Origin of the sequence: Mycobacterium simiae (genome assembly GCF_010727605.1) — a bacterium.
Classification (GTDB): Bacteria; Actinomycetota; Actinomycetes; order Mycobacteriales; family Mycobacteriaceae; genus Mycobacterium; species Mycobacterium simiae.
The window spans coordinates 4,492,862-4,516,795 of record NZ_AP022568.1 but is presented as its reverse complement, the minus strand read 5'-3'; the positions used below and the strand labels follow the sequence as shown (position 1 = coordinate 4,516,795).

24 protein-coding genes are annotated in these 23,934 nt (G+C 67.0%); 9 read left to right on the top strand and 15 right to left on the bottom strand.

Going from position 1 to position 23,934, the window contains the following annotated elements; translation table 11 throughout:
• Positions 1 to 9 precede the first annotated feature (9 nt).
• Positions 10 to 339, top strand: coding sequence for a hypothetical protein (locus tag G6N33_RS21100; protein WP_044506998.1), 330 nt, complete (start codon positions 10 to 12; stop codon positions 337 to 339).
• A 4-nt stretch (positions 340 to 343) separates the two neighbouring features.
• Here G6N33_RS21100 and G6N33_RS21095 read toward each other — a convergent pair whose 3' ends face one another.
• The 5 genes from G6N33_RS21095 to G6N33_RS21075 all read right to left on the bottom strand — a co-directional run bounded on the left by G6N33_RS21095 (position 344) and on the right by G6N33_RS21075 (position 4,685).
• The gene (locus G6N33_RS21095; RefSeq protein WP_044506999.1) at positions 344 to 1,414 is read right to left on the bottom strand and encodes a sulfate/molybdate ABC transporter ATP-binding protein; all 1,071 of its coding nucleotides are present in this window, start codon (positions 1,412 to 1,414) and stop codon (positions 344 to 346) included.
• Between the two features lie 15 nt (positions 1,415 to 1,429).
• The gene (cysW, locus tag G6N33_RS21090) at positions 1,430 to 2,230 is read right to left on the bottom strand and encodes a sulfate ABC transporter permease subunit CysW (RefSeq protein ID WP_456299187.1); all 801 of its coding nucleotides are present in this window, start codon (positions 2,228 to 2,230) and stop codon (positions 1,430 to 1,432) included.
• Positions 2,231 to 2,255: 25 nt separating this feature from the next.
• Positions 2,256 to 3,146: a sulfate ABC transporter permease subunit CysT gene (cysT, locus tag G6N33_RS21085; RefSeq protein WP_084947883.1), complete on the bottom strand. Its 891-nt coding sequence runs from the start codon at positions 3,144 to 3,146 to the stop codon at positions 2,256 to 2,258.
• The gene (locus G6N33_RS21080) at positions 3,143 to 4,180 is read right to left on the bottom strand and encodes a sulfate ABC transporter substrate-binding protein (RefSeq protein WP_044507002.1); all 1,038 of its coding nucleotides are present in this window, start codon (positions 4,178 to 4,180) and stop codon (positions 3,143 to 3,145) included. Before G6N33_RS21080 ends, cysT begins: the two co-directional genes overlap by 4 nt.
• Positions 4,181 to 4,490: 310 nt before the next feature.
• Entirely contained in the window at positions 4,491 to 4,685 is a 195-nt protein-coding gene (locus G6N33_RS21075) for a hypothetical protein (RefSeq protein ID WP_044507003.1), read from the bottom strand.
• A 55-nt stretch (positions 4,686 to 4,740) separates the two neighbouring features.
• Between G6N33_RS21075 and G6N33_RS21070 the strand changes: the two genes are divergently transcribed.
• The 3 genes from G6N33_RS21070 to G6N33_RS21060 all read left to right on the top strand — a co-directional run bounded on the left by G6N33_RS21070 (position 4,741) and on the right by G6N33_RS21060 (position 8,727).
• Positions 4,741 to 5,967 (top strand): FAD-dependent oxidoreductase, encoded by a 1,227-nt coding sequence (locus G6N33_RS21070; protein ID WP_044512094.1) that lies wholly within the window; start codon positions 4,741 to 4,743, stop codon positions 5,965 to 5,967.
• A 71-nt stretch (positions 5,968 to 6,038) separates the two neighbouring features.
• On the top strand, positions 6,039 to 8,078 hold the full coding sequence (locus G6N33_RS21065; protein WP_044507004.1) for a glycoside hydrolase family 15 protein: 2,040 nt from the start codon (positions 6,039 to 6,041) through the stop codon (positions 8,076 to 8,078).
• A 58-nt stretch (positions 8,079 to 8,136) separates the two neighbouring features.
• Positions 8,137 to 8,727, top strand: coding sequence for a cupredoxin domain-containing protein (locus tag G6N33_RS21060; RefSeq protein ID WP_044507005.1), 591 nt, complete (start codon positions 8,137 to 8,139; stop codon positions 8,725 to 8,727).
• 4 nt (positions 8,728 to 8,731) lie between these two features.
• Here the strand turns inward: G6N33_RS21060 and G6N33_RS21055 are convergent, their stop codons facing one another.
• From G6N33_RS21055 to lepA, 3 genes are all read right to left on the bottom strand, one after another.
• The gene (locus tag G6N33_RS21055) at positions 8,732 to 9,508 is read right to left on the bottom strand and encodes a sensor domain-containing protein (protein ID WP_044507006.1); all 777 of its coding nucleotides are present in this window, start codon (positions 9,506 to 9,508) and stop codon (positions 8,732 to 8,734) included.
• Positions 9,509 to 9,574: 66 nt separating this feature from the next.
• The gene (locus G6N33_RS21050; RefSeq protein ID WP_049918973.1) at positions 9,575 to 9,934 is read right to left on the bottom strand and encodes a sensor domain-containing protein; all 360 of its coding nucleotides are present in this window, start codon (positions 9,932 to 9,934) and stop codon (positions 9,575 to 9,577) included.
• A 54-nt stretch (positions 9,935 to 9,988) separates the two neighbouring features.
• Positions 9,989 to 11,851 (bottom strand): translation elongation factor 4, encoded by a 1,863-nt coding sequence (gene lepA, locus G6N33_RS21045; protein ID WP_101528161.1) that lies wholly within the window; start codon positions 11,849 to 11,851, stop codon positions 9,989 to 9,991.
• A 125-nt stretch (positions 11,852 to 11,976) separates the two neighbouring features.
• Between lepA and G6N33_RS21040 the strand changes: the two genes are divergently transcribed.
• Positions 11,977 to 12,576: a type II toxin-antitoxin system PemK/MazF family toxin gene (locus G6N33_RS21040; RefSeq protein ID WP_044507011.1), complete on the top strand. Its 600-nt coding sequence runs from the start codon at positions 11,977 to 11,979 to the stop codon at positions 12,574 to 12,576.
• A 53-nt stretch (positions 12,577 to 12,629) separates the two neighbouring features.
• On the opposite strand, the gene G6N33_RS21035 is transcribed toward G6N33_RS21040, so the two are convergent.
• A complete protein-coding gene (locus G6N33_RS21035) occupies positions 12,630 to 13,058 on the bottom strand; it encodes a CBS domain-containing protein (RefSeq protein WP_044507013.1) in 429 nt (142 codons plus the stop codon).
• Positions 13,059 to 13,243: 185 nt separating this feature from the next.
• Between G6N33_RS21035 and G6N33_RS21030 the strand changes: the two genes are divergently transcribed.
• The gene (locus G6N33_RS21030; RefSeq protein ID WP_044512098.1) at positions 13,244 to 14,086 is read left to right on the top strand and encodes a ribonuclease Z; all 843 of its coding nucleotides are present in this window, start codon (positions 13,244 to 13,246) and stop codon (positions 14,084 to 14,086) included.
• On the opposite strand, the gene G6N33_RS21025 is transcribed toward G6N33_RS21030, so the two are convergent.
• The 3 genes from G6N33_RS21025 to G6N33_RS21015 are packed head-to-tail and all read right to left on the bottom strand — an operon-like array spanning position 14,087 to position 17,609.
• Positions 14,087 to 14,926 (bottom strand): transglutaminase family protein, encoded by an 840-nt coding sequence (locus G6N33_RS21025; RefSeq protein ID WP_044507015.1) that lies wholly within the window; start codon positions 14,924 to 14,926, stop codon positions 14,087 to 14,089. It lies immediately after the preceding gene.
• Positions 14,926 to 15,897, bottom strand: a complete 972-nt coding sequence (locus G6N33_RS21020; RefSeq protein ID WP_044507016.1) for an alpha-E domain-containing protein — start codon at positions 15,895 to 15,897, stop codon at positions 14,926 to 14,928. Before G6N33_RS21020 ends, G6N33_RS21025 begins: the two co-directional genes overlap by 1 nt.
• Positions 15,897 to 17,609 carry a circularly permuted type 2 ATP-grasp protein gene (locus tag G6N33_RS21015; RefSeq protein ID WP_044507018.1) on the bottom strand — a complete coding sequence of 571 codons (1,713 nt, stop codon included), beginning with the start codon at positions 17,607 to 17,609 and terminating at the stop codon, positions 15,897 to 15,899. The genes G6N33_RS21020 and G6N33_RS21015 overlap by 1 nt, the downstream gene beginning before the upstream one ends.
• A gap of 147 nt (positions 17,610 to 17,756) precedes the next feature.
• Between G6N33_RS21015 and rpsT the strand changes: the two genes are divergently transcribed.
• Positions 17,757 to 18,017: a 30S ribosomal protein S20 gene (gene rpsT / locus G6N33_RS21010; RefSeq protein ID WP_044512099.1), complete on the top strand. Its 261-nt coding sequence runs from the start codon at positions 17,757 to 17,759 to the stop codon at positions 18,015 to 18,017.
• 19 nt (positions 18,018 to 18,036) lie between these two features.
• On the opposite strand, the gene holA is transcribed toward rpsT, so the two are convergent.
• Genes holA through G6N33_RS20995 form a run of 3 tightly spaced genes read right to left on the bottom strand, consistent with a single transcriptional unit; the run spans position 18,037 to position 21,438 of the window.
• Positions 18,037 to 18,996, bottom strand: a complete 960-nt coding sequence (gene holA, locus G6N33_RS21005) for a DNA polymerase III subunit delta (RefSeq protein WP_101528179.1) — start codon at positions 18,994 to 18,996, stop codon at positions 18,037 to 18,039.
• Positions 18,997 to 19,010: 14 nt separating this feature from the next.
• Positions 19,011 to 20,600 carry a ComEC/Rec2 family competence protein gene (locus G6N33_RS21000; protein ID WP_232069440.1) on the bottom strand — a complete coding sequence of 530 codons (1,590 nt, stop codon included), beginning with the start codon at positions 20,598 to 20,600 and terminating at the stop codon, positions 19,011 to 19,013.
• On the bottom strand, positions 20,581 to 21,438 hold the full coding sequence (locus G6N33_RS20995; protein ID WP_101528159.1) for a ComEA family DNA-binding protein: 858 nt from the start codon (positions 21,436 to 21,438) through the stop codon (positions 20,581 to 20,583). The genes G6N33_RS21000 and G6N33_RS20995 overlap by 20 nt, the downstream gene beginning before the upstream one ends.
• Before the next feature lie 203 nt (positions 21,439 to 21,641).
• Here G6N33_RS20995 and G6N33_RS20990 point away from each other — a divergent pair, with 203 nt between their 5' ends.
• The gene (locus G6N33_RS20990) at positions 21,642 to 22,802 is read left to right on the top strand and encodes an acyl-CoA dehydrogenase family protein (RefSeq protein ID WP_044507022.1); all 1,161 of its coding nucleotides are present in this window, start codon (positions 21,642 to 21,644) and stop codon (positions 22,800 to 22,802) included.
• 7 nt (positions 22,803 to 22,809) lie between these two features.
• Positions 22,810 to 23,925, top strand: a complete 1,116-nt coding sequence (locus G6N33_RS20985; protein ID WP_044507024.1) for an acyl-CoA dehydrogenase family protein — start codon at positions 22,810 to 22,812, stop codon at positions 23,923 to 23,925.
• Positions 23,926 to 23,934: the final 9 nt, after the last annotated feature.

Below are 23,934 nucleotides of genomic sequence, written 5' to 3'. Positions count from 1 at the left end.
CATGACGCAATGGGCGACCACGGCACGCGCGGTCTCGCCGAGCACCTCGCCGGCCTGCCGCATTTCCACGTCGTCGCCCAGAACCGGAACAACGAGATCGTCTACAGCGACGGGCTGACCTGGCCCGGCGCCGAAGGTTTCGCCACGGACCTGATCTCGCCGCCGCCGGGCGCCCCGGTGCCGGAGGTGGAACTCGACGCGGTGTGGATCGTCGAGGCCGACCCGCGCTGGTGCCCGCTGGCGCACGGTGACGACACCGCCGCACCGGACGAGGAGGCAGCCGCGGAATACCTGGGGCGGCTCACCCAGGCCCCGCCGTACTGGTCGGCGTTGCCCTGACGGATCAGGCCGACGTCAGCGTGCTCTGATCCCGGTCGGCAGCAGTGGTGGGCAACGCCTCCGCCACGATGGGCGGCACGCGGGTGGCGCGCACATAGACGGTGTCCCCGTCCTTGAGGGCCAGCGCCTCAGCGTCGCCGCGGGTGATCTGCGCGGTGAACGCCCCGCCGGTGGCTGCGCTGGTCAACTCGACGCGTACCTCAAACCCCAGCGCCACCACGCGCTCGACGGTCGCGCGCACTACTCCAATGGAATCGGCGGTCCCGTCACCGCCGGCGATCGCCATCTCGGGGTTGCGGCCAACCCGAATGTCGTGCGGACGTACCAAGCTGCCGTTGAGTTCGGAGACCGCCCCCAGAAACGACATCACGAACGCGTTCGCCGGAGCGTCGTAGACCTCCGTCGGGGACCCGACCTGCTCGATGCGTCCCTTGTTGAGCACCGCGATCCGGTCGGCGACATCCAGCGCCTCGGCCTGATCATGGGTCACCAGCACCGTCGTGACGTGAACCTCGTCGTGCAGACGCCGTAGCCAGGCCCGCAGATCCTCGCGGACCTTGGCGTCCAGCGCGCCGAACGGCTCGTCGAGCAACAGCACTTGCGGATCGACGGCCAGCGCCCGCGCCAGCGCCATGCGCTGGCGCTGACCGCCCGAAAGCTGATTCGGGTAGCGACTCTGAAAACCACTGAGCCCCACGACCTCCAGCAGGTTGTCGACCTTCTCCTTGATCTCGCCCTTCGGGCGTTTTCGAATCTTCAAGCCGTAGGCCACATTGTCGCGCACCGTCATGTGCTTGAACGCGGCGTAGTGCTGGAACACGAACCCGATGCCACGCCGCTGCGGCGGCACCCGCGTCACGTCACGGCCGTTGATCGTGATGGTCCCGGTATCGGGCTGGTCGAGGCCGGCAATGGCGCGCAGCAGGGTCGACTTACCCGAACCACTGGGTCCGAGCAGGGCCGTCAACGATCCCGCGGGCACGACGAAATCGACGTGGTCAAGTGCCACGAAATCGCCGTAACGCTTATTGGCGTCGCGAACAATGATCGCGTCGTCGGTCTTGCTGGCGGTCATATTCGTGTCTCCTTGTCAGGCAACCTTGTTCGCCCGCGCTCGGCGGATATCGAGAATCACCTGGACGATCAGAACCGCCACGGCGACTCCCATCAACAGCGTGGACAGTGCGTAGGCGCCGTACTCGGCGCCGCGGTTGTAGCGGTCGGACACCAGCAACGTCAGCGTTTGCGATTTACCGGGCAGGTTGGACGACACGATGATCACCGCACCGTATTCGCCCAGCGTGCGAGCAATGGTCAGCACGATGCCGTACGTCAGCCCCCACCGGATGGACGGCAAGGTGATCCGCCAAAACGTCTGCCACCAACCGGAACCCAGCGTGGCAGCGGCCTGCTCTTGATCCGTGCCCAGCTCGTGTAGCACCGGTTCGACTTCGCGGACCACGAAGGGCAGTGTGACGAAGATACTGGCCAGGACTATGCCCGGCAGGCCGAAGATGATCTTCAGCCCGAAGTTCTGCTCGACGAAACCGAATGCACCCGCAGACCCCCACAACAGAATCAGCGCCACACCCACGATCACCGGCGAGACGGCGAACGGCAGGTCGATGATGGCCTGCAGCACGCCTTTGCCCCGGAATCTGTTGCGCGCCAGAACCAAAGCGGTGGGAATCCCGAACAGTACATTCAGCGGCACCACAATGGCCACCACCAACAGCGACAAGTCCAGCGCAGATTGCGCCGCCGGGGTACTCGCCCAGTCATAGAACTGGCCGAACCCCGGCTCGAACGTGCGCCACAGAATCAGCGCAACCGGAACTATCAGCAACACGACGATGTATGCCAGACCGACGTAGCGGAGGAGATAACGCATCCAGGGCAGTGTCCTCACGATGACCTCACGATGCCTTCTCCTCCCGCCGTGCCGCACGCGCAGCAACGATGCGCAAGATGAACAGCAACACGAATGAAATCACCAGTAGCACAATGGATATCGCTGCAGCACCGGTGCGGTCGTCGTTCTCGATCAAAGTCCGTATCCATTGTGACGACACTTCGGTCTTGCCCGGCACCGCGCCGCCGATCAGGACCACCGAGCCGAATTCGCCAATCGCCCGTGAAAAGGCCAGCCCCGCACCGGACAACAAAGCAGGCAGCAGCGACGGCAAGATGACGGAGGTGAAGACCTTCGGGCCGCTGGCCCCCAGCGACGCCGCCGCCTCTTCGGTTTCCCGGTCGATTTCCAGCAACACCGGTTGAACCGCGCGCACCACGAACGGCAAGGTCACGAAGGCCAGGGCCACCGCCACACCCCACGCGGTGTGCTGCAAATGCAATCCCACCGGGCTGTTGTTGCCGTACAGCGCCAGCATCACCAGGCTGGCGACGATCGTGGGCAGCGCGAACGGCAAGTCGATGACCGTGTCGACCAATCGTCGTCCGATGAAGTCGTCGCGCACCAGAATCCAGGCGATCAGCAGCCCGAAAACCGTGTTGACCACCGTGACCCCAACGCTGATGGTCAGCGTCACCCGAAACGAATCCACGGCCGCGTGCGAGGTGATCGCCAGCCAGAAGGCGTGCCAGCCGCCGCCCGCGGCCTGCCACGCGATTGCCGCCAGCGGCAACAGCACGATCACCGACAGCCACACCGTCGCCACACCGACACGCAGCGACGTGCCGCCGCCCCGCCCGAACGACCGCGGTCCCGGCTGCTCACCCGGCCGGGCGGGGTCGTCGGGTTCGACCGCCGTCGCGCCGGTACGTGCGCCCAAGAAGGAAGAGGTCATCCGGTGGCCTTCGTATAGATCTTGGTGATGCTGCCGTTGTTCTTGTCGAACAATTGCGGATCCACCGTGGCCCATCCGCCCAGGTCGGCGATCGTCCACAGCTTCGCCGGCGCCGGGAACTGGGGCCGGAACTGGGCGGCGACGGCGGGATCGACCGGCCGGTAACCGGCTTGCGCCCACACCGTCTGTGCCGGGGCGGTGTACTGGAAGTTTTTGAAGGCGGTCGCGGCATCCAGGTGCGGGCTGGTTGTCACGACCGCCACCGGGTTCTCGATCTTGAAGGTCTGCTTCGGGATGACGTGTTCGACCGGTTTGCCCGCCCGCTCCGCGGCGATCGCTTCGTTCTCGTAGCTGATCAATACGTCGCCGCTGCCCTGGACGAAGACGTCGGTGGCTTCGCGTCCCGATCCCGGTCGCAGTTTGATGTGCTCCCGAACCAGTTTGGCGACGAAGTCAATGCCGGCTTGACTGTTGCTGCCGCCATCGCTTTTGGCGGCATACGGGGCGAGCAGATTCCATTTGGCCGAACCCGAACTCAACGGGCTGGGCGTGACGACCTCCACATCGGACCGCAACAGGTCGTCCCAGTCCTTGATGTTCTTCGGGTTGCCCTTGCGCACCACCAGCGCCACCACCGATCCGAACGGAATGCCCTTGGTGGCATCGGTATTCCAGTCCTTGGACACCTTGCCCGCCTTGACCAATCGCGTGATGTCCGGCTCGACCGAGAAGTTGACCACGTCCGCGGGCTTGCCGTCGACCACCCCGCGGGACTGGTCGCCGGAGGCCCCGTAGGAGGTGATCACCTGCACACCCTTGCCCGCATCCGAGGCATTGAAAGCGGGAATCACCTTGCTCCATCCGGGTTCTGGGACGGAATAGGCCACCAGCGTGATGGTCGTGCGGGCGTTGGCCAACCCGCCGCCGCCCACGACGTCGCTGGGGCCGGGGCTGCAGGCAACGGCGACGGCGGCGAGCGCGGCGAGCGCAAACAGTGGCCGCCGGCGCGGTGCGCTGTCGTTGTCGTTACGCATCAACGGCCTTCCGGTGCGGGCGGGTGGGGGATCTGTCCCGTTGCTGCGGAAAGGCCTTGGAACCGTTAGGAGAATTCGCGAATTCCCTACCAAACCGCGCGCGGGTGGTAGTCAGCGACAACAGTGCACGACGACATCACAGTCCCGAACCGCGGCTGTCAAGTGCATGGCGCGAAGCCTAACAGGAATTCGCTAGCCCGCCAGCGGACCGGGCCGCGCACGCGGCCTCAGTGGATCACCATCCACGCGACGATCACCAACACCACGAGCGTGACGAGAATCAACGTCACATGGGACCGGGGCATGCCGGTTACCTGGGCGTCCCGTCGATCCGACGGCCCCGGCGCATCAGCTCGATGCCCTTGCCGAGCACGGCGTCCAGCAACACCGCCGTCACGTAGGCGACCGCCAGCACCACGGGCATCACCACCATGGCCTGCAGCACAAAGGGAAGCCCGGAAATCCACAGCTCGTTGCCGTCCCACCAGTTGAGGAACCCGTTCATCGAGCCCACCCTATTCGTCCTGCCGCCGGAAACACCAATGTGTCAGGATCAGCCAATGGCCACCGCCGACGACCAACCGACGTGCGTCATCGCCGGCGGCGGTCCGGCAGGCATCGTGCTCGGCCTGCTGCTGGCCCGGGCCGGCGTAAGAGTCACGGTGATGGAAAAGCACGCGGATTTCCTGCGTGACTTCCGGGGCGACACGGTGCACGCGAGCACCCTGCGTTTGCTGGATGAACTGGGTCTGGGATCCCGGTTCGCCCAAATTCCGCATCGCCTCATCGACTCCATCGAGCTGTCGATCCGGGGTCAACCGCTGAACCTGGATCTATCCCGTCTGCCGGGTGCGCATCAGCACATCGCATTGGTGCCGCAATGGGATTTTCTGGAAATGATGGCCAGTGCGGCCGAGGCCGAACCCAGTTTCCGGTTGTGGCGCAGCACCGAGGTGACCGGAGTGCTTCGCGAGGCCGACCGGGTGGTCGGCGTCACCTACCGCGATCCCGCCGGCGAAACCAAAGGGTTACCTGCCACGCTGACGGTGGCCTGCGACGGTCGCGCGTCGACGGTGCGCGCGGCGATCGGGGCGACGCCGCGACGGTTCGGCGCCCCGATGGACGTGTGGTGGTTCCGGTTGCCGCGGCGCAGCGACGACCCGAAGGGACTTGCGGGGACGTTTCGGGCCGGGCATGGGATCATCCTGATCGACCGCGGTGACTACTACCAGATCGCCTACATCATTCCCAAGGGATCCGACGCCGAACTGCGCGCCCGGGGCATCGACGCGCTGCACCACGTGGTGGTGGCCGTGGTGCCCTGGCTCGCCGACCGGATTGACACGCTGACGTCGTTCGACGACGTGAAACTCCTTGACGTGCAACTCAACCGGCTGCGCCGATGGTATGCCGACGGCGTGCTGTGCATCGGCGACGCGGCCCACGCGATGTCGCCGGTCGGCGGCGTCGGCATCAACCTCGCGGTCGCCGACGCGGTGGCAGCGGCCTGCATCCTGGCCGGTCCGCTGCGAGCCGGCCGGTTGTCCACGCGAGACCTCGCTCGCGTCCAGGTGCGCCGCTGGCTTCCCACCGCGATGATCCAGGCCGTGCAACGCACCATCCACGCCCAAGTGGTTGCCGACGTGGTGTCCGGACAGGACGCCGCACCACCGGGCGGTCTCCGGCTGGTGGGGCGCTCGCCGGCGTTACGCCGGTTGATCGCCTACCTGGTGGCGATCGGCCCGCTCTCCGAGCACGCGCCGAAGTTTGCCCGGCCGCCCGGCTGATCGCCGGCATCATGGCGCGACGTGCGGCGCAAGAATGGACGCCGGGCGGGTCGACAGATGATGATGTCGACATGGTTTTGCACGCCCAGCCCGCTGATCAGCCCACCAACGGCGAGACCGAGAAGGCGCTTGACCCCGCCCCGCAGTCGCCCCTGGTTTCGCCGCTCGATTTCAGCGCGGCCGCGCCGTTTGCTTCGAGCGGGGCGCTACGCAACCCGTTCCCGCCGATCGCCGACTACGCGTTTCTATCCGACTGGGAAACGACCTGCCTGATCTCGCCGGCCGGTTCGGTCGAATGGCTGTGTGTGCCGCGCCCCGACTCCCCCAGCGTGTTCGGCGCGATCCTGGACCGCAGCGCCGGCCATTTCCGGATCGGCCCCTACGGCGTCTCGGTGCCCTCGGCGCGCCGCTATTTGCCGGGCAGCCTGATCATGGAAACCACCTGGCAGACCCACACCGGGTGGCTGATCGTGCGGGATGCGCTGGTGATGGGCCCGTGGCATGACATCGAGCGTCGCTCGAAAACACACCGCCGCACGCCGATGGACTGGGATGCCGAACACATCCTGTTGCGCACGGTGCGCTGCGTGAGCGGCACCGTCGAGCTGATGATGAGCTGCGAACCGGCGTTCGACTACCACCGTCTCGGCGTGGACTGGGAGTACTCGGCCAATGCCTACAACGAGGCGGTCGCTCGCGCCAGCAAACAGCCCGATGACCACCCACAACTACGGCTGACCACCAACCTCAACATCGGGCTGGAGGGCCGCGAAGCCCGGGCACGCACCCGGATGAAGGAGGGCGACGACGTGTTCGTCGCGCTCAGCTGGACCAAGCACCCACCGCCGCAGACGTATGAAGAGGCCGCCGACAGGATGTGGCAGACCACAGAGTGCTGGCGCCAGTGGATCAACATCGGAAACTTCCCGGACCACCCGTGGCGGGCGTACCTGCAGCGCAGCGCGCTGACGCTGAAGGGACTGACCTATTCCCCGACCGGCGCGCTGCTGGCCGCCAGCACCACGTCGCTGCCGGAAACGCCGCGCGGCGAGCGCAATTGGGACTACCGCTACGCCTGGATCCGCGACTCGACGTTCGCGTTGTGGGGGCTCTACACGCTGGGTCTGGACCGCGAAGCCGACGACTTCTTCGCATTCATCGCCGACGTGTCCGGCGCCAACAGCAACGAGCGCCATCCGCTGCAGGTGATGTACGGGGTGGGCGGCGAGCGCAGCCTGGTGGAAGAAGAGCTCAATCATCTGTCCGGCTATGACCATGCGCGTCCGGTGCGGATCGGCAACGGCGCCTACGACCAGATCCAGCACGACATCTGGGGTTCGATCCTGGATTCCTTTTATCTGCACGCCAAGTCGCGCGAGCAAGTGCCGGAGACGTTGTGGCCGGTGCTCAAAAAACAGGTGGAGGAGGCGATCGCGCACTGGCGCGAGCCCGATCGCGGCATTTGGGAGGTGCGCGGGGAACCGCAGCACTTCACCTCGTCGAAGGTGATGTGCTGGGTGGCGCTGGACCGCGGAGCCAAACTGGCCGAACGGCAGGGTGAGAAGAGCTACGCCCAACAGTGGCGAGTGATCGCCGAGGAGATCAAGGCCGACATCCTCAAGCACGGCGTCGACTCGCGCGGCGTCTTCACCCAGCGGTACGGCAGCGACGCGTTGGATGCCTCGCTGCTGCTGGTGGTGCTGACTCGATTTCTCCCGCCCGACGATCCGCGGGTGCGCAACACGGTGCTGGCGATCGCCAACGAGCTCACCGAGGAAGGGTTGGTGCTGCGCTACCGGGTCGAGCAGACCGACGACGGGTTGTCCGGCGAGGAGGGCACCTTCACGATCTGCTCGTTTTGGCTGGTGTCGGCCCTGGTCGAGATCGGCGAGGTGAGCCGCGCCAAGCGGCTCTGTGAGCGGCTACTGTCCTACGCCAGCCCGTTGCACCTCTACGCCGAGGAGATCGAGCCCCGCACCGGCCGGCACCTGGGCAACTTCCCGCAGGCATTCACCCATCTGGCGCTGATCAACGCGGTGGTCCACGTGATTCGCGCCGAGGAGGAATCCGATGGGTCCGGGATGTTCCAGCCCGCCAATGCGCCCATGTAGCGTGGTCATCAAATCCGTTCTTCGGCAACGGGATTCATATCGACACGAGAGTGGACCGATGAAGACAGCGGGTGGCACCGTGGCCGTGATGTGCGCGACGATCGCTTGGCTGGCGGGGTGTGGCCACAGCGGTGACTCGACGGCAACGTCGACGTCGAGCATGACCGCACCGTCGTCCACCACTGTCCACACCACCTGGACGCGTCCGGACACACCGCCCGACCCACACAACTTGATCCACGCCGGATCGGTTGCCCTGGGCGCGGTTCCAGGCGGCAAGTTGACGTCGATCAAATCGCAAGAAACCGGAACGTGGCGGGTGCTGGTGGCCACACCGGACGGGGCGAACCAAGCCATGGATGTGTCCTCCGACGGGGCCACGCTGATGGTCGGCCCGACGCCGGCGAACCAGGACGACTCCGACAAGGCCAAGACCCGTGCCCTGGTGCAAGCGGCACGGCTCGACTATCGCACGGCGGCGGAGAAGATCCTGTCCATCATCGCCGGCGCCTCGATCAGTGAACTCGCGCTCGAGGACAGCAACGGTGCCACGGTGTGGCAAGCGGTCGCCTGGGACACCTTCATCGTCGAACACCAGGTCACAGTCGACGCGGTGTCGGGCAACGTGATCGCCAACAAACAGCTGTAAACCCTCAGCCCAGCGCGCTCACCCTGTCCATCATGGCGTGGGCGATGTCGATACCGCTGGTGTTGACGTCGCCCGTGCCGGGGTCCGACGAGCGGCGCCCGCCGAAGAACACCACCTGCACTTCGACGAGGCAGTTCGCCCGGACGCCCAGGGCACGCGCCTGCGGCGTCGGCCGCAGCGCCGGCATGTTGGGCAGTACAGAGGTCGCGTTATTCGTCGCGGCGACAACGGTATTGGACGAGTCGATGCGGACGTCGCTGATGACGTTCGTGGTGCTGATCGGGCCGCTGTGTTCGGTGACCGTCCGGCCGTTGCACTGCTGCCACTGCTGAGAGAACTGCCCGAACAGCGCTTGGGCCTGGGCGGCCGAGGTGAGCGCAACCACCCCCTCGATCACGGTGATCACCTGTGCCGGTTGGCCGTTGTTCCACCACGACTCCGATGCCACATCGGTGACCGGGGTGCCCGAGGAGCCGGACTGATAGACGCTGGCCTGCAGCATCTCGACGATGCCCAGGCATCCGGGCGGCGACACCTGCCGGTCGACGCGATACAACTTTTCGGGGCCGCCGAACATCACCGGGTTGCGGGCCCCGAACGGCTGGTCGAGCATCCGGGACAGGGTGGCGCTGTCGAGCAGCACCTGCCGAACGGTTTGGCCCTGCAGCGGGCGAGGCTTGAGGTTCGGCGCCGGCTTCGCCACCCCGTCGACGGCCACGCTACAACTCACCGTCACCGCGGCAACCAGCATCAGCGCCGCGGCCGCTCCCCCTATCCGCATGACCAATTCTTACCCTGCTGCCCCGGCGCCACGACGAACGGCATCGCGGTGGGTGCACCGGCCCGGTCAACCCAGCGCACTGACCTTGTCCATCAGGGCATGCGCGACGGTCAGGGCGTCGGTTTTCGCGGCCGGCTGGCCCGGCAGGTCCGCGCTGTTGACGTAGGCCACGTCGACCTCGATCAGACAGTTGCCCCGCACCCCCAGGGCACGGACTTCCGGCACGGCATGCAGTACCGACCGCACATCGGGCTGGCGCGAAATATTGGCGGCGACAACGGAATACTCAACACCGACGTCGGTGATCACGTTCTGGGCGAAACTACTGGCCGGCACGTTCAGCGTCTTGCCGTCGCAGTGCTTCCACTGCTCGGAGAACGTGGCGAACAACGTGCCGGCCTCGGCCGCCGAGGGCAGCGCGATCACGCCTTCGGCAATATCGGGTCGCCACTAGCGGCGCCGCGCTGCGCCACCGGATCCTCATTTCTTGGCTTTGTCCCCCGCGGCGTCGGTAGACAGCGCCGCGACAAATGCCTCCTGCGGCACGTCGACGCGTCCAATGGTTTTCATCCGCTTCTTGCCTTCCTTCTGCTTTTCCAGAAGTTTGCGTTTACGGGTGATGTCGCCGCCGTAGCATTTGGAGAGGACGTCCTTGCGGATGGCGCGAATGTTTTCGCGCGCAATGATTTTCGAACCAATGGCCGCCTGCACCGGCACCTCGAACTGCTGCCGTGGAATGAGCTCCTTGAGCTTGGTGGTCATCTTGTTGCCATAGGCAAACGCCGAATCCTTGTGCACGATCGCACTGAACGCGTCGACGGCCTCGCCCTGCAGCAGGATGTCGACCTTGACCAGAGCCGCCTCCTGTTCGCCGGCCTCCTCGTAGTCCAGGCTGGCGTAGCCGCGGGTGCGCGACTTCAGCGAGTCGAAGAAGTCGAAAATGATCTCACCGAGCGGCATGGTGTAGCGCAGCTCCACTCGTTCCGGCGACAGATAGTCCATGCCGCCGAGTTCGCCGCGACGCGACTGGCACAGCTCCATGATGGTGCCGATGAACTCGCTGGGCGCGATGACGGTGGTTTTGACGATCGGCTCATACACCTCCCGGACCTTGCCCTCCGGCCAGTCCGACGGGTTGGTCACCACAATCTCGCTGTTGTCCTCTTTGATCACCCGGTAGACGACGTTGGGCGACGTCGAGATCAGGTCCAGATCGAATTCGCGCTCCAGGCGCTCGCGGGTGATCTCCATGTGCAGCAGTCCCAAAAAGCCGCAGCGGAACCCGAAGCCCAGCGCCACCGACGTCTCCGGCTCGTAGGTCAGCGCCGCGTCGTTGAGTTGCAGTTTGTCCAGGGCGTCGCGCAGGTCCGGATAGTCCGAACCGTCCACCGGATACAGCCCCGAGTAGACCATCGGCTTGGGTTCGCGGTAGCCGGTCAGCGCTTCCTTGGCGCCGTGGCGGGCCGTCGTCACGGTGTCACCGACCTTGGACTGGCGGACGTCCTTGACGCCGGTGATCAGATAGCCGACCTCCCCGACTCCCAGGCCCGCACTGGCCTTGGGTTCGGGCGAGACGATGCCGACCTCGAGCAGTTCGTGGGTCGCGCCGGTGGACATCATCAGGATGCGTTCCCGCGGGATGATCTTGCCGTCCATCACCCGGACGTAGGTCACCACGCCGCGGTAGATGTCGTAGACGGAGTCGAAGATCATCGCGCGGGTGGGTGCGTCGGCATCGCCCTGCGGCGCCGGCACCTCGCGCACGACGTGGTCAAGCAGGTCGGCCACGCCCTCGCCGGTCTTGCCGGACACCCGCAGCACGTCGCTGGGCTCGCAGCCGATGATGTGCGCGATCTCTCCGGCGTAGCGGTCCGGATCGGCGGCCGGCAGGTCGATCTTGTTGAGCACCGGGATGATGGTCAGGTCGCGGTCCAGTGCGAGGTAGAGATTCGCCAGCGTCTGGGCTTCGATGCCCTGTGCCGCGTCGACCAGCAGCACGGCGCCCTCGCACGCCTCCAGCGCCCGGGACACCTCGTAGGTGAAGTCGACGTGGCCAGGAGTGTCGATCAGGTGCAGGACATACTCTTTGCCGGCGTCCGGGCCGTCGGATACCTTCCAGGGCAGCCGGACGTTCTGCGCCTTGATGGTGATGCCGCGCTCCCGCTCGATATCCATCCGGTCCAGGTACTGCGCCCGCATGGACCGCTCGTCGACGACGCCGGTGAGCTGAAGCATCCGGTCGGCCAGCGTCGACTTGCCGTGATCGATATGGGCGATGATGCAGAAGTTCCTGATCTGCGCCGGCGCGGTGAAGGTCTTGTCGGCGAAACTGCTGATGGGGATCTCCTGGCGGTGCTGTGAATGCTGCGTGACCGGCGGTTCGCGGGTACATCCAGCGTATCCATGCGGGCCGGTCGGGACATACTCGGACGCGGTAGCGGCGCTATGCCGACGTCTATGCTGCGACTATGGCGTCTCCCCGGAAATCTCAGTGGAGAACGTTCCAGCGGTTCGCGCAAAACGCGGTTGTTTACGGTGTTCCGCGGTTGATTCAGCACGTGCAGACCGCCCACGCGGTGATGCGCGAAATCGAGGAAGTCGTCAAGATCACCGCGAACGCGATGGGTTCCGGCTCCGAGTCGCCGCCGGCGATCACCGCGGGCCGTCCGGTGACGAGCACCAGCTTCCCAACCACGCAGCGCGCCCGGAAAGTGGTCTACGCACCCGACCTCGACGGCCGGGCCGATCCCGGCGAAATCGTCTGGACCTGGGTGGCCTACGAGGACGATCCCACCCGCGGCAAGGACCGCCCGGTCCTCGTCGTGGGTCGCGACCGCAGCATCCTGCTCGGGCTGATGCTGTCCAGCCAGGAGCGGCACGCCTCCGACGCGGATTGGATCGGGATCGGCACCGGCGCCTGGGATTACGAGGGCCGGGAGAGCTGGGTGCGGCTAGATCGGGTGCTCGATGTGCCCGAGGAAGGTATTCGCCGCGAGGGCGCCATTCTGGAACGCGAGGTCTTCGAGGTCGTAGCAGCCCGGCTGCGCGCCGACTACGCCTGGAGCTGACCCGTCTTGCCGGTCTTGTCGCCCGGCGTGTGGCGAGCGGGGCGAGGGCCCGGTCAGCCCTGCGTGATGTAGGACTGCAGTTGTTGCTGTTCGGCTTCGAGTTCTTCCATGCGCGTCTTCACCACATCGCCGATGCTGACGATCCCGATCAGCTTCTTGCCGTCCAGCACCGGGACGTGGCGCACCCGATTCTTGGTCATCAGGACGCTGATCGCGTCGACGGTGTCAGCCTTCGTGCAGGTGGCGACGGTCGCGGTCATGACCGTGGAAATCGGGCGGGAAAGCACGCTGGCGCCGTGCGTGTGCAGCTGGCGGACGACATCGCGCTCGGACACAATGCCGACCACCCCCTCGTCGCCGACCACCACCATGGCACCGATGTTTTGCTCGGCGAGGCCCGCGAGAAGTTCCCGGACCGTCGCCTCGGGATGGATCGTCACCACCGCCGCGCCCTTGTTTCGCAAAACGTCCGCGATCCGCATCAAGCCTCCCGCTGGTCGTGATCTGCCTCACACCAGGCTACGGCTAAGTCGCGCGGCGGGAAAGCCAACACGGCAACCGGCAGCCGATCAGCACCCGGCACCCCGGCACCACCAGGGGGAAACCCGCCGGGGCAAGTTCGTTCGATTGGGCCCCGCCACGCGCGGCGGTCTTGAAGGATCGGTCCATGATTGAGATCACCTTGCTGGGCACCGGAAGTCCCATTCCCGATCCGAACCGTGCGGGGCCGGCGTCGCTGGTGCGCGCCGGCGGACAGGCATTCCTGGTGGATTGCGGACGCGGGGTGTTGCAACGCTCGGCGGCCGTCGGTGTCGGCGCCGCCGGACTGTCGGCGCTGCTCCTCACCCATCTGCACAGCGACCACATCGCCGAACTCGGCGACCTGCTCATCACGCGCTGGATCACCACGTTCACACCCAATCCGGCGCCGTTTCCGATCATCGGCCCGCCCGGTACCGCGGAGACGGTGGAGGCCATGCTCAAGGCCTTCGACCACGACATCGGTTACCGGATCGCCCACCACGATGACCTGAACACGCCACCGTCGGTCGAGGTGCACGAGCACATCGAGGGCCCGGTGTGGGATCGCGACGGGGTGTCGATTCGGGTCGGCCCCACCGATCACCGGCCGGTGGCCCCGACCATCGGCTTCCGGATCGAGGCCGGGGGCGTCGCGGTGGTGCTGGCCGGGGACACCGTGCCGTGCGCGGGCCTGGATGCGCTCGCCGCCGGGGCGGATGCTTTGGTGCACACCGTAATTCGCAAGGACATCGTCGCGCAGATCCCGCAGCAGCGGATGCAGGACATTTGTGACTATCACTCCTCGGTCGAAGAGGCCGCGGCCACCGCGGCCCGTGCCGGGGTCGGCACCTTGGTCATGACCCACTACGTGCCGGCGCTGGTGCCTGGCCAGGAAGAACAGTGGCGAACGCTGGCGGCCTCGCAATTCGGCGGCCGGATCGAGCTCGGTGACGACTTGCACCGGGTTGAAATTGCGCCGCGACCCTAGCTAGGCCAGCCGGGTGACCTCGACGACCACGTCGAGATCGGTGGCGCCCTGTCCTGAATAGATGCCCTTCAGCGGCGATACGTCGGTGTAGTCACGTCCGACGCCCACGCTGACGTACTGCTCGGTGATCTCGGTGTCGTTGGTGGGGTCGTAGTTCCACCAGCCCCCGGTCCAGGCCTGAATCCAGGCGTGGCTTCGTCCGTCCGCCGTCACCCCGATCACAGCATCCCGGTTCGGGTGCAGATAGCCCGAGACGTACCGCGACGGAATCCCCATGTCGCGCAACAACATCAAGGTCAGGTGGACGAAGTCCTGACACACCCCTTTACCCGCCTTGAGCGCGTCCAATCCAGACGACTGCACGCCTGTGGTCCCGGGCAGGTAGTCCAGCTCGCCGTGTACCCACTTGGCCGCGGCGATCACCGCCTCCTGCGGCTCCTCGCTTTTGCTGATCTTCTTACCGACGGCGCGCAACCGCTTGGCGACCGGCGTGTAGTTGGTGGGTTGCAGCAATTCGTCGAAGCGATCGATCACCGCCGGGGATTGCAGGTCGCTCCACGTGACATCCTTGGCGGCCGGCTCCGGCTGCTCGGTCTCGACCACCGACGAGGACGTCACGGTCAGGTCGGTGTGCGGCGCATGCAAGTCGAACGCCGTGACCGCGGTACCCCAGTAGTCGATGTAGCGGTAGGTCCGGGTGGCCGGAATGGTCTCCACGCGGTTGAGGATGACGTTTTGCCGCGTGTCGGAGCCCGGGGTCAGCCGCGCCTCGTTGTACGAAGCGGTCACCGGTGCTTCGTAGGCGAATCCGGTGGTGTGCACCACGCGCAACCGCCACATCAGACATCCCCGTTCCGGGCCACGAGACTATGTCCGGCATCCGACCATGCCACCCACGGAGTGACGTGAAAGTACTGCAACGACAACGCATCTCCGACATCGCGACAGGTGGTCTGCAGACCGGCGAGCCGAGTCTCCAGCGTGTCCAGGAGCACTCCGGGCGGCAGGAATTCCAGTTCGCTGCGGGCCTGGCCGAGCAGGCGCTGCGCTTCGGCGGTGGCACCCACCCGGCTCTGCGGATTGCGGACCAACTCTTCGATGCTGTGCTCGGCGAGCTTGAGCGAGTAGAAGACCGAGCGCGGGAACAACCGGTCCAACATCATGAACTCGACCACGCGGCCGGCGTCCAGCACCCCGCGATAGGTGCGCAGATACGTGTCGTGGGCACCGGCCGAGCGCAACAGCGTCACCCATGCCGGCGAAGAGGCGCTGTCCCCCACTCGGGACAGCAGCAACCGCACCGTCATGTCGACGCGTTCGATCGCCCGGCCCAACACCATGAAGCGGTAGCCGTCGTCGCGCGAGAGTGTCGAGTCGGCCAGACCGGCGAACATTGCCGCCCGCCCTTCGATGAATGACAGAAACTCATGTGGCCCAAGGCGTTTGGCGGCCCGCTCGCGCTCCGGTAAGGCGTGGTAGGTGGTATTCAGACATTCCCAGATTTCGCTGGATGTGACTTCCCGGGCGGACTTGGCGTTTTCCCGCGCCGCGGTGATCGCGTCGACGATCGAGCTGCCGCCCTGGTTGTCTTTTCGGTAGGCCACCAGGTCGGTCAATGACCAGACATCCAGATCGTGCTTGGGCGGCTCGATGCCCAAAACCCGCAGCAGCAGCCGCGATGCTTGGTCGGGATCCACGCTGGAGTCCTCGAGCAACTGGTGCAGCGCCACATCCAGAATCCGCGCGGTGTCGTCGGCACGTTCCACGTAACGGCCGATCCAGTAGAGCGCCTCGGCGTTTCGAGCCAACATCAGCGGACCGTCCTCTGTTGTTGTTGCTGCTGCTGTTTTTGCCTCTTCGGTGGCGGGCCGCCCTGCAGCGGTTCGGCCGGTACCGACTGCTGGTGGGAAGACGGTGAGTCGTCGGGCTCGGAGTCCGCCATGGAGTCCGGCAGCGAGCGCATCAACTCGGCGGCCCCCAGCTCGCGATGGGCGGTCGACGCACGCGGCGCCAGCACCCAGGTGTCCTTGGAGCCACCGCCCTGGCTGGAGTTGACTACCCGCGAACCTTCGACCAGGGCGACCCGGGTCAGCCCGCCGGGCAGCACCCACACCTCGTCACCGTCGTTGACGGCGAACGGCCGCAGGTCGACGTAGCGTGGGCCCAGTGTGTTGTCGATCTGGGTGGGCACGGTCGACAGTTCCATCATCGGCTGGGCGATCCAGCTGCGAGGATCCTCGCGAATCTTCTTGCTCACGCCCGCGAGTTCTTTCTCGGAGGCCTCCGGCCCGAACACGATGCCGTAGCCGCCGGAACCCTCGACCGGCTTGATGACCAGTTCACGCAGCCGGTCGAGCACTTCCTCGCGTTCGTCATCCAGCCAGCACCGGTACGTGTCCACGTTGGCCAGTAGCGGCTTTTCGCCCAGGTAGTACTCGATCATGGTCGGGACATAGGTGTAGACAAGCTTGTCGTCGCCGACCCCGTTTCCGATCGCGCTGGAGATCACGACGTTGCCGGCGCGGGCGGCGTTGACCAAACCGGCCACCCCGAGCACCGAGTCGGCGCGGAACTGCAGCGGATCGAGGAAGACGTCGTCGATGCGCCGGTAAATGACGTCGACCTGCCGCTCTCCCTCGGTGGTGCGCATGTACACCTGGTTATCGCGGCAGAACAGATCGCGGCCCTCGACCAGTTCGACGCCCATCTGCCGGGCGAGCAGCGAGTGCTCGAAGTACGCGGAGTTGTAGACGCCAGGGGTCAGCACCACTACCGTCGGGTCGGCCTCGTTGGTGGCCGCGGAGTTGCGCAGCGCTCGCAGCAGGTGCGAGGAGTAGTCGTCGACCGCGCGCACTCGGTGGGTGGCGAACAGGTTCGGAAAGACCCGCGCCATGGTGCGGCGGTTCTCCATGACGTATGACACGCCCGAGGGTGAGCGCAGGTTGTCCTCGAGGACCCGCCAGGTGCCCTTCTCGTCGCGAATCAGGTCAATGCCCGCGACGTGGATGCGCACGCCGTTTGGTGGCACGATGCCTACCGCCTGGCGATGAAAATGCTCGCAGGAGGTGACCAGCCGCCGCGGGATCACGCCATCGGCGAGGATCTCCTGGTCGCCGTAGATGTCGTCGAGGTACATCTCGAGCGCTTTGACGCGTTGCACGATGCCACGCTCTAGCCGATTCCATTCCGCGGCGGACAGCACCCGGGGCACGAGGTCCAGCGGGAATGGCCGCTCTTGGCCCGACAGGGAGAAGGTGATGCCCTGGTCGATGAACGCACGGGCCAGGGCTTCGGCGCGGGCTCGTAGGTCGGCGGCGTCCGCCGGCGCGAGCTCGGCATAGATGCCCTTGTAGGGGCCCCGGACGTTGCCCTGACTGTCGAACATCTCATCGAATGCCAGCGCATACACGTCGGAGGTGTTGTAGCCGCCGAAGATGCGCTCGGACCGCGCCAGCTTGCGGGCAGCGCCGCGCGACCCGCGCCTGGCTTGCTCAACCTGGTTCGGAAGACTCACTTTTAGGATGCTGCCCTAATTGACGTTATGGCAGGCCGGGAGTTCCCGTTTTGGGAGAAAACGTAACCGACTGCTAACCTGAGCAGTCGCAATCGGGTGTGGGGCGCCCCCCGAAACGAACACCGCAAATACCGAACCGACGAAGGAAATTTCCGCGTGGCCAACATCAAGTCGCAGCAAAAGCGCATCAAGACCAACGAGCGCGCCCGGCTGCGCAACAAGTCGGTGAAGTCTTCGCTGCGTACCGCCGTGCGCGCGTTCCGCGAGGCTGCGGCCGCCGGCGACAAGGAAAAGGCCTCGGAGTTGCTGTTGTCGACCAGCCGCAAGCTGGACAAGGCGGCCAGCAAGGGCGTCATCCACAAGAACCAGGCGGCCAACAAGAAGTCGGCGCTGGCACGCTCGCTGAACAAGATCTGAGCTCCGGCCACCTCGCTGCCTATCGACCCCGGTCGGCCACCAGTTCGGCCACCTTGCGCACCGCGGATTCCAGCGCGTAGTCGGCGTCGGCCGCGGCTCCTTTGACGTTGGCGTTGAGTTCCGCCACGACTTTCATCGCCGTCGCCACGCTGTCGCGAGACCAGCGCCGAGCCTGCTTTTGCGCCTTCTGCACCCGCCACGGCGGCATCCCCAGCTGACCGGCCAGGCGGTACGGATCGCCCGAGAGCGGCCCCACCCGGCCGATGGTGTGAATGGCCTCGGCCAGCGCGTCGGCCAGCACGACCAGCGGCTCGCCGCGCATCATCGCCCACCGCAGCGCCTCCGCTGCGCCGGCGACATCCCCGGCGACGGCCTTGTCCGCGATATCGAAGCCCTTCACCTCGGCTTTTCCGCTGTGATAGCGGCGCACCGCCGCCTCGTCGACCGCCCCGCCGGTGTCGGCGACCAGCTGCGAGCACGCCGACGCGAGCTCTCGCACGTCGGAGCCGACGGCGTCCAGCAGGGCCGTCACGGTGTCCTCGTCCACCTTGACCCGCAGCGCACGGAACTCCTTGCGAACGAAGTCGACGCGTTCGCTGGCCTTGGTGATCCGCGCACACGGATGGACTTCGGCGCCCAGCGACTTCAACTGATCGGCCAGCGCCTTGGCTCGCCCGCCGCCCGAGTGAATCACCACCAGCACCGTGGCCGGGGGCAGATCGGCGGCAGCGGCCGCGATCATCGCGACTGCGTCCTTGCCGGCCTCGGCGGCGGACTCCAGCACCACGACGCGTTCCTCGGCGAACAGTGACGGGCTCAGCAGTTCGGCGAGCTCGTAGGTGCCGACGTCGCCGGCCCGGATCCGGTTCACCGGAATGTCAAGGTTCTCGGAGGTGCCGGCGCGGGCCCGGGCGTCCCGCAACACCTGTGCCACCGCTCGTTCAACCAGCAGATCCTCGTCCCCCAACACCAAATGCAACGACGAATCCCGGCTCACCCCACGATGGTGTCACGAAGGGCTGACCAATTCGGCCGCGGATCCAGCAGCGCCGACAGCGACCAGGCCAGCACGCACACCGCCGCCGTCACCCCGGCCGCGCGGGCCGCCACGCGAAACCAGGCTCGCCGCCACAGCCGCACGCTCAGCACCAGCAGCAACGCGGTGCCGCAACCGACCAACAGCACGCCGGCCACCCCGTCGGGTACCGGCACGGTCGCCGCGGGCAGCCCGGCCGCGGCGTGCGCCACCTGCAACACCCACCACAGCTCCGGGCCGGTGAACCGGACCAGCAGTTGTGCGCCGGACGGCCAGGGCAGGCACAGCGTGGCGGCAGCACTGCCCAGCACGGTGATCGGCGCGATGACGGGCGCCGCGGCCAGGTTTGCCGCCACCGACACCAGGCTGACCTGGCCGGAGATGCCGGCGACCAGTGGAGCGGTCACCAGCTGTGCGGCAACAGCGACGGCCACCGCGTCTGCCAGCAGTTTGGGGCAGCCCCGGGCGACCAGGCGTCGCGACCAGGGCGGCGCGAGGACCACCAACGCCGCCGTCGCCAGCACCGACAGGGCGAAGCCCGCATCGACCGCGAGCTGCGGGGCGATCGCGACCAGGATCAGTACCGCCGCGGAAAGCGCCGGAATCGCTTGCCGGCGACGCGACGACAGCATCCCGAGCAGCACGATGGCCCCCATGACGGCCGCCCGCAACACACTCGCGGTCGGCTGCACCACGATCACCAACGCCAGCAGCGCAACGCCGGCGAGCAGCACCGCCGCCCGCGGGCCGACCAGCCGGGCGGACAACAGTACGGCCCCGCACACAATGGTGACGTTGGCACCGGAGACGGCCGTCAGGTGTGTCATGCCCGCCGCACGGAATTCTCGGCCGGTATCGGTGCTCACCGCGGATGTGTCGCCCAGCACCAGCGCCGGCAGCATCGCGGCTTGCCCGCTGGGCAGCGCCTCGCGTGCGGCGGCGGCAAACCGGGCGCGCACCGCCTGCGCGGCTCGGTGCACCGGCCCCGCCCGGCCGGTGGTCGGCCGGCCCGACGCGTTGAGCACCGCGACCGTCAGGTCATGGCGACCAGGCCTGCCGATGTGGGCGGAAAACCGCAGCGGTTGACCGACCATGACGTCGAAGTCGGAAGCCCGCGCGAAAACGGTCACCCGGCCGGATGTCTGGTCGTCGCGGAGGCGCTGCAAGGTCGCCCGGAACATCAGTCGGTCGCGGCCCAACGGCAACGGGCTCTCGCTGGGCGTCACCGTGACCGGGGCGACGGTCCCGAACTCCGCGACGATCCGGTGGTGCGCCACCGCCTCGGCACGCAGCGCGATCGCGAACCCGAAGCCGGCGCCGACCACGCCCACCGCCGCCATCCCGGCACCCAACGCCCGCTGCCGCAATGTGCAGCAGGCCAGCAGTCCGGCCGCCCCGAGCAGCGCCACACCGCACCAGGCCAGGACGCGCCCGACCGGCCACTCGATGCCGGCGGCGGTGACGATCCACCCGGTCAGGGCGGCGGGCACCAAGCGGACATCGAGGTAGGCGGGTGGGCCGGCAGCGTCAGACGCGGACCAGGGCACGCAACTTGTCCAGCCGCGCGGGCCCGATCCCATCGACGTCGGCAAGTTGGTCGACGCTGGTGAATTTGCCGTTCGACTGCCGCCAGGCCACGATCGCGGCGGCGGTGACCGGCCCGACCCCGGGCAGAGCGTCCAGCTGTTCCACGGTGGCGGTGTTGAGGTCGAGCACCCCGCCCGGTTTCGGCCGGGCGGACCCGGAGACCGGTGCCGGTGCAGCGGGAGCTGGAGCCGCGCCGGCGGCCACGGAACTGCCCAGCGCCGCTGGCTTACCCGGCACCGGTGCCAACCCCACCACGATCTGCTCACCGTCGGTGAGCGGGCGGGCCATGTTCAGCCCGATGGTGTCGGCGCCATCCATCGCGCCCCCGGCCGCCTGCAGCGCATCGGCGATGCGCGCCCCTGGCGTCAGCGTGACCAGGCCGGGCTTGTGCACCAGCCCCACCACGCTGACCACGACCGGTCGATCCGGGCCGGCCGGGGTCGCGACGGCGGGGCTCCCCGGGGAAGCGGGGCCGGCCGTGGATGCCTTCTGCACCGGCGGCAGCTTGGCCGACATCACCGGCGCCGGCTGGTCGCGCATCAGGGTGAAGACGGTGATCAGTACTGCCAGCGCGGCCACCACCGCCAAGGCAATCGCGCCCGCCCGACCCGGGTCGGCGCGTAACCGGGCCAGCCAACCCTGATCGGGCGTGGCGTCCGGAAGCCAGCGCGGCAGTAACGAATTCTGATCCTCGTCCGCCGGGTCCGGCTCGGCATCCGAACCTTCGGCGGGTGAATCGGGATCGGGGTCGGCGCCGAGGCGGCGCTGCAGCCGCTCGGCGGGCAGTTCTGTGCGCATGGGCCGACGGTAGGTGCGCGGACCGCCAGCACCGCCCCGGCGGACGGTCCCGTGCCGGCCCGCTGTGGATTAATCGGAGGCTGTGCACGAGCGCAGCAACGCATGGGTCAAGATGGACCTCGGAGCGTACGCACCGACGCGACAGCCGTCCAGCAATCGTGGCCATCGGTCACCGACGCTCATCGCCAGGCATAGGAGGCTGCATGCAACTCGCGCTTACGCCGGAGGAAGCCGCGTTCCGCGACGAACTCCGCACCATTTACACCACCAAGATTCCGCAGGAGATCCGCGATCGGGTGCGTAAGGGCTCGGCGGAAGTAAACCACGACGACATCGTCGCCAGCCACAAGATCCTGCACGAACACGGTCTGGCGGTCCCGAACTGGCCGGTGGAGTGGGGCGGCAAGGAATGGACGCCGACCCAGCAACAGATCTGGGCGGACGAGATGCAACTCGCGTGTGTCCCCGAGCCGCTGAATTTCAACACCAAGATGGTCGGCCCGGTGATCGCCGAATTCGGTTCGGAGGAAGTCAAACAGCGCTTCCTGCCGCCAACGGCCAGCCTCGACATCTGGTGGTGCCAGGGCTTTTCGGAGCCGGAAGCCGGTTCGGACCTGGCCTCGCTGCGCACCACCGCGGTGCGCGACGGCGACAGCTACGTCGTCAACGGCCAAAAGACCTGGACCACCCTCGGTCAGTACGCGGACTGGATCTTCTGTCTGGTGCGCACCGACCCGCAGGCGCCCAAACGTCAGGCCGGCATCTCGTTCCTGTTGTTCGAGATGAACTCACCGGGGGTCACGCTGCGGCCCATCAAGACGATCGACGGCGGCCACGAGGTCAACGAGGTCTTTTTCGAAGACGTCCGGGTACCCGCCAATCAGCTTGTCGGAGAAGAAAACAAGGGCTGGACGTACGCGAAGTTCCTGTTGGGCAACGAGCGCACCGGCATCGCCGGGGTGGGCCGGACCAAGGTGCGCCTAGCCGAGGTGAAGAAGCACGCCGCCGCAACCGGGGTGCTGACCGACCCGCTGTTCGCGGCTCGGCTGGCCGAAGCCGAAAACGAGCTGCTGGCATTGGAACTCACGCAGTCGCGGGTGGTCACCGACTCCGCGAACGGACAGCCCAACCCGGCCTCGTCGGTGCTCAAGTTGCGCGGCAGTCAGTTGCAGCAGGTGGCCACCGAACTGCTGGTCGAGGTAGCCGGCCCGGACGCACTACCCGCGGATGGGGACGGCATTGCGTCGCCGGACTGGGCGCAACACAGTGCGCCGCATTACCTCAACTACCGCAAGACGTCGATCTACGGCGGCAGCAGCGAGGTGCAGCGCAACATCATCGCGTCGACGATTCTGGGATTGTGAGGCAGCCATGGACTTTCAGTTGACCGACGAGCAGAGCCTGCTGCGCGACACCACCCGCGACCTGCTGGCACGCTCCTACGACCCGGAGAGCCGCATCAAGGTCATCGGCTCCGACCTCGGCTGGAGCCGCGAGGTGTGGAGTCAATTGGCCGACACCGGGATTCTCGGTCTGGGCTTCGAGCCCGAGGAGGCGGGCCAGATCGAGATCATGGTGGTGCTCACCGAAGTCGGGCGCCGGCTGGCCCCGGAACCGATCCTGCACGCCGCGCTGGCGCCGGGCGCGCTGATCGCCCAGCTGGGCAGCGATGCGCAGAAGCTGCAGCTCGACGAGGTCGCCGCCGGCCAGCGCCTGCTGGCCTTCGCCCATTCCGAGCCCGGACAACGCAAGCCGTCGGTGACGGTCACCACAAAGGCTGCGCGGCAAGGTGATTCGTGGACCCTCACCGGTTGCAAGAACCCAGTACTGGCCGGGGACTGTGCCGACGCGTTGGTGGTCAGCGCCGCGTTGCCGGACGGCGGCACCGGTCTGTTCCTGGTGGACGCGGGTGCGGTGAGACGGCATCCCTACCGGACCTTCGACGGGCAGCGGGGCGCACAGATCGATCTGGACGGCGCGGCCGCCGAACCCTTGGGTGAGGCCCCCACCGCCTCCGACGCCTCGCAGGCCATCGGCGAGGCCATCATCGGCATCCAGTCGGCGCTGTGCAGCGAGGCCGTCGGGGCGATGGAGGAGGCACTGCGGCTGACGACCGACTACCTGAAGACGCGCAAGCAGTTCGGCGTCACCCTCAACAAGTTCCAGACCCTAACGCAGCGTGCCGCCGACATGTACGTGTCGCTGGAGCTGGCCCGCAGCATGAACCTCTACGCCGCGATGTCGATCGCCGACGGCAACCTAGATCCGGTGATCGCCTCCCGCGCCAAGCTGCAGATCGGGCGGTCGGGGCGCCATATTGCCCAGGAGTCGATCCAGATGCACGGCGGCATCGGCGTGACCGCGGAATACCCGGTCAGCCACTACGCCGCCCGGCTCACCGCGATCGAGCACACCCTGGGCACCTCGGGCGATCACCTGCACAACCTGATCGATCACCTCGGCGACTACGATCTGGCCCGGCTCTAAGCCGGCGCT